Genomic DNA, 7,146 nt, shown 5'->3' on the forward strand with positions numbered 1-7,146 from the left:
CCTCACCGCACTGCCATTTCCCACCTAAACGATCTACACGATCGTCGGCCTACAGACCGGAGACCGACATGTCCCAGGCCCCCGCAGAAGTCGCGGAGTCCACCAACCCCGGCCCCCCTGCCGCCCGCACAGGCGGCAGCGACTTCGCGCCCCTTCTGCGGACGATCCGGGAGCAGGGCCTCCTCGAACGGCGGACCGCCTGGTACGCCCGGGGTATCGCCGTCAACCTGATCGAAATGGCAGCGATCGTGACCGGCCTGGTGCTGATCGGAGAGTCCTGGTGGGCGCTGCTCCTGGCCCCGGCACTGGCGCTCGTCTCGGCCCAGATGTCGTTCATCGCGCACGACGCGGGCCACGCCCAGATAGCGACCACTCGCGGTAGGAACCGTCTCGTACAGCTTTTCCACGCCAATCTTCTGCTCGGAATGAGCCAAGACTGGTGGAACGACAAGCACAACCGGCACCACGCCAATCCCAACCACCTGGAGAAGGACCCGGACGTCGGTGCCGACATCCTCGTCTTCGCGCAGCACCAGACCGAAGGCCGCAAGGGATTCCGCCGCTGGCTCACCCGCCACCAGGCCGTGATGTTCTTCCCGCTGACGACGCTGGAGGGCATCGCCCTCAAGGTGTACGGATTCCAGTCCGTCTTCTCCCGCGCCAATCAGCGTCAGAAGCCGCGTGAGCGCTTCCTCGAAGGCTCACTGCTCGTGGTGCACGTCATCGCCTACCTCGCGCTGCTGTTCACCACGCTCAGTGTCGGCCAGGCCGTCGTCTTCCTGCTCATTCACCAGATGATCTACGGCCTCCACCTGGGCATGGCGTTCGCGCCGAACCACAAGGGCATGACGATCCCGACCGACGAGGAGTTCGCGAGCTGGGGCCACCTGCGCAAGCAGGTCCTGACCTCCCGCAACATCCGGGGCGGGTTCTTCACCGACTGGTTCCTGGGCGGCCTGAACTACCAGGTCGAGCACCACCTCTTCCCGAGCATGCCCCGTCCCCACCTGAAGCTCGCCCAGCCGCTGGTCCGCGCCTACTGCGAGGAGATGGACGTCGCCTACGTGGAGACGAGCCTGGTCGACTCGTACCGGCAGGCACTCGGACATCTGCACGAGGTAGGCGCACCGCTGCGCGACGCGGCCTGACTCCGCGAGACCGAGAGCCGCTCACCGGGGCGCCGCGCACGTCTGCGGCGCATAGTGGAACTGGAGGACGCCGGCGAGCGTTCTATCAGCAGTGAGCGGCTTCGGCCGCGGAGGAGGCGTCGAAAATGTCGACTAGGGCAAAGATCGCTGTCGGGGGAGTGGCCGTCGGTCTTCTCCTGATTCCATTCATCGGATTCTGGATGTCGCTGCTCGTGGTGCTCGGTGTGCCCGCGGTGGCCTATCTGATGCTCGACCCGTCGCAGCGTCGCCGGCTCAAGCGCATCACGCGCAAGGAGATCGGCCGCTGACCCGGCGCTGACCCGCGAAGGGCCCCGTACGTACACCGGACCGCACCATGGGTCCGGTGTACGTACGGGGCCTCGTGAATTGCGGAGCCGGTCAGGACGGGCGGACAGCGATCTTGTCGAGGGCTTCGAGGAGCTTTGGCAGCTCGGGCCCGCGGCCCACCGGCAGTACGTCGTTCGGTTCGTCGTCCAGCAGGATGTAGGCGATGTCGTCGGTCCTGGCGACGAGGGACCAGCCGGGGCCGTCGGCCCGCAGCATCCGCGCGCCGGCGGGCGCGAAGCCGGAGCGGACCCGGCCCGGCGGAGGAGACGACTCCAGGTAGCCGTGCAGCTCCTTCAGCACGCGTCGTACGCCCTCGTGGAGGACTCCCGGGCCGACTCCCGGGCCGACTCCCGGGTCGACTCCCGGGCCGTCGGGGTCGCCGACCTCCGTCGCGTCCGACGCGGGCCTCGCCGCAGCGGCCTCGTCACCGTCGCCGTCGCGGTTGTCGTCGTTGTCGCCGGAGGCGGTGTCCGTATCCGTATCCGCGTCCTCGTCCGGCGACCGCACGTCCACATCCGCGCGCTGTTGCTCGTCCTCGGAGTCGAACTGCGCGCGCCACGCCTCCCACTGAAGCGCGATCTCGTCCGCGCCGAGACGGCGCTGCGCCGCCCCCCAGTCGGCCGTGTCGGGCGGCGCGAGCGGCGGTCTCGCTCCGTCGTCGTCCGCGCCCGGCTCCGGATCGGGATCGTGCGGCGCGGGAATCCCCGGCGCCGCGACCGCGAGGGCCAGCGGCCAGCCGGGCAGCGCCGCGACCACCGTGCGTTCGTCGGGAGACAGGTCGTACTCCATGCCGCAGTCCCACGCCGCGATGGCGACGGCGACCAGCGACACGTCGTCGACGGCCACCGTCCAGCGCGCGCCGGTGCCGTCCTGGCCGAGCACCAGCCCGTACCCGCGGTCGTACGGCTCCAGCCCGAGAGCCGCGCACGCCTCCGGGAAATCGTCGCCGAGCACGCTGGGGAACTGCGCGGGCGTCAGCAGTACGGCCGACAGCACGAACAGTGCGTCCTCATCGGTGGATTCGTCCGTACCCGTCACGGCACCTCCCCATCCGATCGGCCGTGTCCGATCGGTCGTCGGCGCACCTTAGCCAGTCGGCCGCCCGGCCGTCGAGAGGTTGGCGGGTGCCCGCGCGCGTCCGGGGCCCGCCGTCAAGCGGCGGGCAGCCCCAGGAGGCTGCGCGCCACCGTCTGGGGCGACTCGTCCCGCTCCCTCGCCAGCGCGATCACGGCCCGGCACGCCAGCTCGCTGACCCCGAAGGACAGCGCCTCGGGGGAGACCCAGCCGGACGCCTCGTCCATCCGGTCCTGGTCGTCGTCGGCGGTCGCCGCGACATAGGTGGCGGCCGCCTCGAAGAGGTTGTGCTGCCGTGTCCGGCTCCGGGACGAAGCGGCCGGCTCGGCGACCGGCGCGGCGGTCCGGTTCGATACGAACAACCGACGCAGCTTGTCGAACATCGTCCGTCCACCTTCCGCACATCCCTCGGGCCCCCGCCTCCTACACAGGTTCGATACCCGCTCACGCGACGGTGCACTCGGTCCGGGGCGTCCCGGCCGACCGGGTGGCTCATTCCGGGTGGCTCATTCCTCGCGTACGGCGAGCGCGAGGAAGCGGTCGTCCTCGTCCACGTACGAGACGAGCCGCCAGCCCGCGCCGGCCAGCAGCGGACGCAGCGTGCCCTCGGCGCGGAGATCGTCCGGGGTGATCCGCCGGCCCCGCCGGGCGGCCAGCGCGGCCCGCCCGATGGGGTGGAAGAGGGCCAGCCGCCCACCGGGCCGTACGACCCTGGCCAGCTCCCGCAGATTTGTGTCGGGCTCCGGCAGATGGGCGATCAGTCCGGCGGCGAAGACCGCGTCGAGGGAGTCCGCGTGCAGGGGCAGGCGTGCCACGTCGGCGAGCAGCAGGGCGCCGACCGCGTCGCGACCGCTCCGTACGGCCGCCGCGAGCATCTCCGGGGTGAGATCGGCGCCCAGCACCGTGCCCTGTGGCCCCACGGCGTCCCGTAGGGCCGCCAGCGCGCGCCCGGTGCCGCAGCCCGCGTCCAGGACGCTGTCGCCGCCGCGCAGCCCCATGCCGGCCGCCGCGGCGGCATAGGCCGGGCCGTCGTCGGGGAAACGCGCGTCCCAGTCCGCCGCCCGGACACCGAAGAATTCCTGAACGTGCGTGTGGTCGTGGCCCATGGCTACATGATCCCCCGCCGCGTACGGCCCCGCCCTGCCCCGTCCCGCCCGCGTTGCGGGGCCGCCCCTACCGCGCGACTGTCGAAGCACCGAGTCAGAGGAGGACTGTCCCATGCCCATCGCCACGGTCGATCCCGCCACCGGCGAGACCCTGAAGACGTTCGACGCCCTGGGGTCCGACGAGATCGAGCGGCGGCTGGCCGCGGCTGCCGCCGCCTTCGACGGGTATCGCACCACGGACCTCGACCACCGGGCCACACTGATGAACCGGGCCGCCGACCTCCTTGAGGAGGATCAGGACGAGATCGCCCGCACCATGACCACCGAGATGGGCAAGCCGATCGGCGCCGCACGCGCGGAGGCGGCGAAGTGTGCCAAGTCGATGCGCTGGTACGCGCGCCACGCGCGGGAACTGCTCGCCGACGAGCACCCGTCCGCCGCCGACGTCCAGGACTCCGGCGCCGCGCGCGCGTATGTCCGCTACCGCCCGCTGGGCGTCGTGCTGGCGGTCATGCCGTGGAACTTCCCGCTCTGGCAGGTCGTACGGTTCGTCGCCCCCGCCCTCATGGCGGGCAACGTCGGCCTGCTCAAACACGCGTCGAACGTCCCGCAGACCGCGCTGTATCTCGGCACCCTCTTCAAGAGGGCGGGTTTCCCCGAGGGCTGCTTCCAGACGCTGCTCGTGGGGTCCGACGCGATCGAGGGCATCCTGCGCGACAGCCGTGTGGCCGCGGCGACCCTGACCGGCAGTGAGCCGGCCGGGCGCTCCGTCGCCGCCATCGCCGGCGACGAGGTGAAGCGGACCGTACTCGAACTCGGCGGCAGCGACCCGTACATCGTGATGCCGTCCGCGGACATCGACCGGGCCGCGCGGACCGCGGTGACCGCCCGGGTGCAGAACAACGGGCAGTCCTGCATCGCAGCCAAGCGCTTCATCGTGCACGCCGACGTCTACGACGCGTTCGGTGAACGCTTCGTCGCCGGGATGCGGAAGCTGACCGTCGGCGACCCGATGGACGAGTCCACCGACGTCGGCCCGCTCTCCAGCGAACAGGGCCGCGCTGACCTGGAGGAACTGGTCGACGACGCGGTCAACCGAGGCGCGATGGCCCGCTGCGGCGGGCGGCGCCCCGACGGGCTGAGCCGCGGCTGGTACTACGAACCCACCGTCCTCACGGATGTCTCCGCCGACATGCGCATCCACCACGAAGAGGCGTTCGGCCCCGTGGCCACCGTGTACCGCGTGGCCGATCTCGACGAGGCGGTGAGCGTCGCCAACGACACTCCGTTCGGTCTGAGCTCCAATGTGTGGACGCGCGACGACGAGGAGGTGCGGCGCTTCGTGACCGACCTCCAGGCCGGCGGTGTCTTCTTCAACGGGATGACCGCCTCCCACCCCGCGCTCCCCTTCGGCGGCGTCAAGCGCTCCGGCTACGGGCGGGAGTTGTCGGACCACGGGATCCGTGAATTCTGCAACGTCACGACCGTCTGGCACGGTGCCGAACCGGACGGCGACGGCTGAGGGACCTGCCGCGCTGCCCCCTCGAACTCGCCCGCGAACCGCCCCTGAACACCCCCTGTTTGCCCCGGGTGTTCAGGGGCACACGCTGTTCGTGCTTCGGACAGGAGGCACGTCCGTGGAGCGGCGTACCGCTCCGGGCGTCGCCCGGCGGCCGGCCCCGTGCTCCCCCGGTGACGACGGCCGCGTCGAGCGAGGAGCTGACGAGCATCATGACCCCTCGGGTGATGGCCTACCGGGTGAGGCACGAGGACGTGCCCGACACCTCCGAGGCTTTCGAGCGGGCCGCCGGACTGCCGGACGGCCCCGAGAAGGCCCGGACGCGCGGGGAGATCGTCTGCGCCTGGCTTCCGATGGCCGACCGGCTGGCAGGCAGATTCCGGCACCGGGGCGAAGCGCTGGAGGATCTGCGGCAGGTCGCGGCCATCGGGCTGGTGAAGGCCGTGGAACGGTACGACCCGGATCGCGGCACCGCGTTCGAGAGCTTCGCCGTGCCCACGATCACCGGGGAGCTCAAGCGGCACTTCAGGGACCGGCTCTGGTCCGTCCATGTGCCCCGGCGGGTGCAGGAGTTGCGGGGCCGGGTGCGCGATGCCCGCGACGAACTGGCCCAGTGGCACGGGATCATGGCACCGACGGTCGAGGAGATCGCCTTCCACACGGGGATGACCGAGGACGAAGTGGTCATGGGTGTCGAGGCGATGGACTGCTTCCGCGTGCTGTCGCTCGACGCGAGCCTGTCCGCCGCGGAGGAGGGTCCCACGCTCGGTGACTCCCTCGGCGCCTGGGACGAGGCGCTGGACGCGGTGATCGACCGTGAGTCGGTCAAGCCGCGGCTGCGCCGGCTTCCCGACCGGGAGAAGAAGATCCTCTATCTGAGGTTCTTCCGCGGGATGACACAGAGCAGCATCGCCGAGGACCTCGGCATCTCGCAGATGCACGTCTCCCGGCTGATCAACGACTCCTGCGCGCGCATCCGTAGGGATGTGCTGCGGGGCGCCGCGTAAGGCGATGACGGGCGCCGGCGCGCCGCCTCCGTGTGACGGCCGGATCGTCCCCGGGCACCGGGTGGGCGGCGCCCAGGGACGAACCGCCGGGTCAGGACGGTTGCGTGGCGGATCCGCCCTGGTGCGGCACGCCGGTTCCGGCGTCCGCCCCGTGGCCGTACTGCTCCGCCTGCATGCGGAACATCGAGGCGTATCGGCCTCCGGCTGCCAACAGATTCTCGTGGTCCCCCTGTTCGACCAGCCGGCCCTCGTGCAGTACGTAGATGAGGTCCGCGTACCGCACCCCGGACATGCGGTGCGTGACGAGCACGACGGCCCTCCGCTCGTCGGCCAGCCCCCGGATCCGGTCGAAGGCCGCGATCTCCGAGCCCGGATCGAGGGCCGACGTGGGCTCGTCCACCACGATCACCTGGGCGTCCCGGTAGTGGGCACGGGCCAGGCCGAACTTCTGCCACTGCCCGCCGGACAGCTCGGACGCCCCACGGAACACGCGGGCCAGCAGGGTGTGGAAACCCTTCGGCAGGCCCTCGGCGATCCGGTCCGCCCCCGAGTACCGCGCCGCCGCGGCCATGTCGCCGTCGGCGGCGTCGGGCCGGCCGATCTCGATGTTCGCCCCGGCGGTCACCGGCCAGCGCTCGAAGTCCTGGGTGAGCAGCGACACCCGGTCGAAGATCTGCTCGCGGTCCGCCTCGGTGACGTCCACGCCGTCCCATGCCAACCGCCCGCCGGCGGGGAGGTGCAGCCCGGCGAGGAGTTTCACGAGCGTGCTCTTCCCGGAACCGTTCTCACCGACCAGGGCGACCACCGAGCCCATCGGGATCGTGAGGGACAGTTCGGTGAGCGCGGGTGTTTCCCGGTCCGGATAGCTGAAGGACACGTTTTCCAGGGTGATCACCTTCGTGGGCTCGGGGATGGGGAGGCCGCCGGACGGGATGGACCTGTTG

General features: G+C 71.1%; 8 protein-coding genes. 4 read left to right on the forward strand and 4 right to left on the reverse strand.

The genetic code is table 11. From position 1 onward, the window contains the following. The first annotated feature begins 68 nt into the window (after positions 1-68). Complete coding sequence (locus P3L51_RS20745) at positions 69-1,148, forward strand: fatty acid desaturase family protein (RefSeq protein WP_354606763.1); 1,080 nt, start codon at positions 69-71, stop codon at positions 1,146-1,148. Between the two features lie 125 nt (positions 1,149-1,273). Continuing rightward, complete coding sequence (locus tag P3L51_RS20750) at positions 1,274-1,456, forward strand: tail-anchor membrane protein (RefSeq protein WP_031228443.1); 183 nt, start codon at positions 1,274-1,276, stop codon at positions 1,454-1,456. 91 nt (positions 1,457-1,547) lie between these two features. Here P3L51_RS20750 and P3L51_RS20755 read toward each other — a convergent pair whose 3' ends face one another. From P3L51_RS20755 to P3L51_RS20765, 3 genes are all read right to left on the reverse strand, one after another. Then, a complete protein-coding gene (locus P3L51_RS20755; RefSeq protein ID WP_354606764.1) occupies positions 1,548-2,534 on the reverse strand; it encodes a hypothetical protein in 987 nt (328 codons plus the stop codon). A gap of 113 nt (positions 2,535-2,647) precedes the next feature. Then, positions 2,648-2,953 carry a hypothetical protein gene (locus tag P3L51_RS20760; protein WP_354606765.1) on the reverse strand — a complete coding sequence of 102 codons (306 nt, stop codon included), beginning with the start codon at positions 2,951-2,953 and terminating at the stop codon, positions 2,648-2,650. A 123-nt stretch (positions 2,954-3,076) separates the two neighbouring features. Continuing rightward, the gene (locus P3L51_RS20765; RefSeq protein ID WP_354606766.1) at positions 3,077-3,676 is read right to left on the reverse strand and encodes a class I SAM-dependent methyltransferase; all 600 of its coding nucleotides are present in this window, start codon (positions 3,674-3,676) and stop codon (positions 3,077-3,079) included. A gap of 112 nt (positions 3,677-3,788) precedes the next feature. Between P3L51_RS20765 and P3L51_RS20770 the strand changes: the two genes are divergently transcribed. Together P3L51_RS20770 and P3L51_RS20775 are read left to right on the forward strand one after the other, a co-directional pair. Then, positions 3,789-5,198, forward strand: coding sequence for an NADP-dependent succinic semialdehyde dehydrogenase (locus tag P3L51_RS20770; RefSeq protein ID WP_354606767.1), 1,410 nt, complete (start codon positions 3,789-3,791; stop codon positions 5,196-5,198). A gap of 209 nt (positions 5,199-5,407) precedes the next feature. After that, positions 5,408-6,202, forward strand: coding sequence for a SigB/SigF/SigG family RNA polymerase sigma factor (locus P3L51_RS20775; RefSeq protein ID WP_354606768.1), 795 nt, complete (start codon positions 5,408-5,410; stop codon positions 6,200-6,202). Between the two features lie 91 nt (positions 6,203-6,293). Here P3L51_RS20775 and P3L51_RS20780 read toward each other — a convergent pair. Beyond that, the coding region (locus tag P3L51_RS20780; protein WP_354606769.1) for an ATP-binding cassette domain-containing protein at positions 6,294-7,146 on the reverse strand (853 nt) is incomplete at its 5' end.

Origin of the sequence: Streptomyces panacea, assembly GCF_040560175.1 — a bacterium.
In the GTDB taxonomy this organism is placed as follows: Bacteria; Actinomycetota; Actinomycetes; order Streptomycetales; family Streptomycetaceae; genus Streptomyces; species Streptomyces panacea.

What these genes read in the sequence shown, in the direction of transcription:
- P3L51_RS20750 (WP_031228443.1), top strand. Translation starts at nt 1,274, where the DNA reads ATGTCGACTAGGGCAAAGATCGCTGTCGGGGGAGTGGCCGTCGGTCTT.
- P3L51_RS20765 (WP_354606766.1), bottom strand. Translation starts at nt 3,676, where the DNA reads ATGGGCCACGACCACACGCACGTTCAGGAATTCTTCGGTGTCCGGGCG.
- P3L51_RS20770 (WP_354606767.1), top strand. Translation starts at nt 3,789, where the DNA reads ATGCCCATCGCCACGGTCGATCCCGCCACCGGCGAGACCCTGAAGACG.
- P3L51_RS20760 (WP_354606765.1), bottom strand. Translation starts at nt 2,953, where the DNA reads ATGTTCGACAAGCTGCGTCGGTTGTTCGTATCGAACCGGACCGCCGCG.
- P3L51_RS20745 (WP_354606763.1), top strand. Translation starts at nt 69, where the DNA reads ATGTCCCAGGCCCCCGCAGAAGTCGCGGAGTCCACCAACCCCGGCCCC.
- P3L51_RS20775 (WP_354606768.1), top strand. Translation starts at nt 5,408, where the DNA reads ATGACCCCTCGGGTGATGGCCTACCGGGTGAGGCACGAGGACGTGCCC.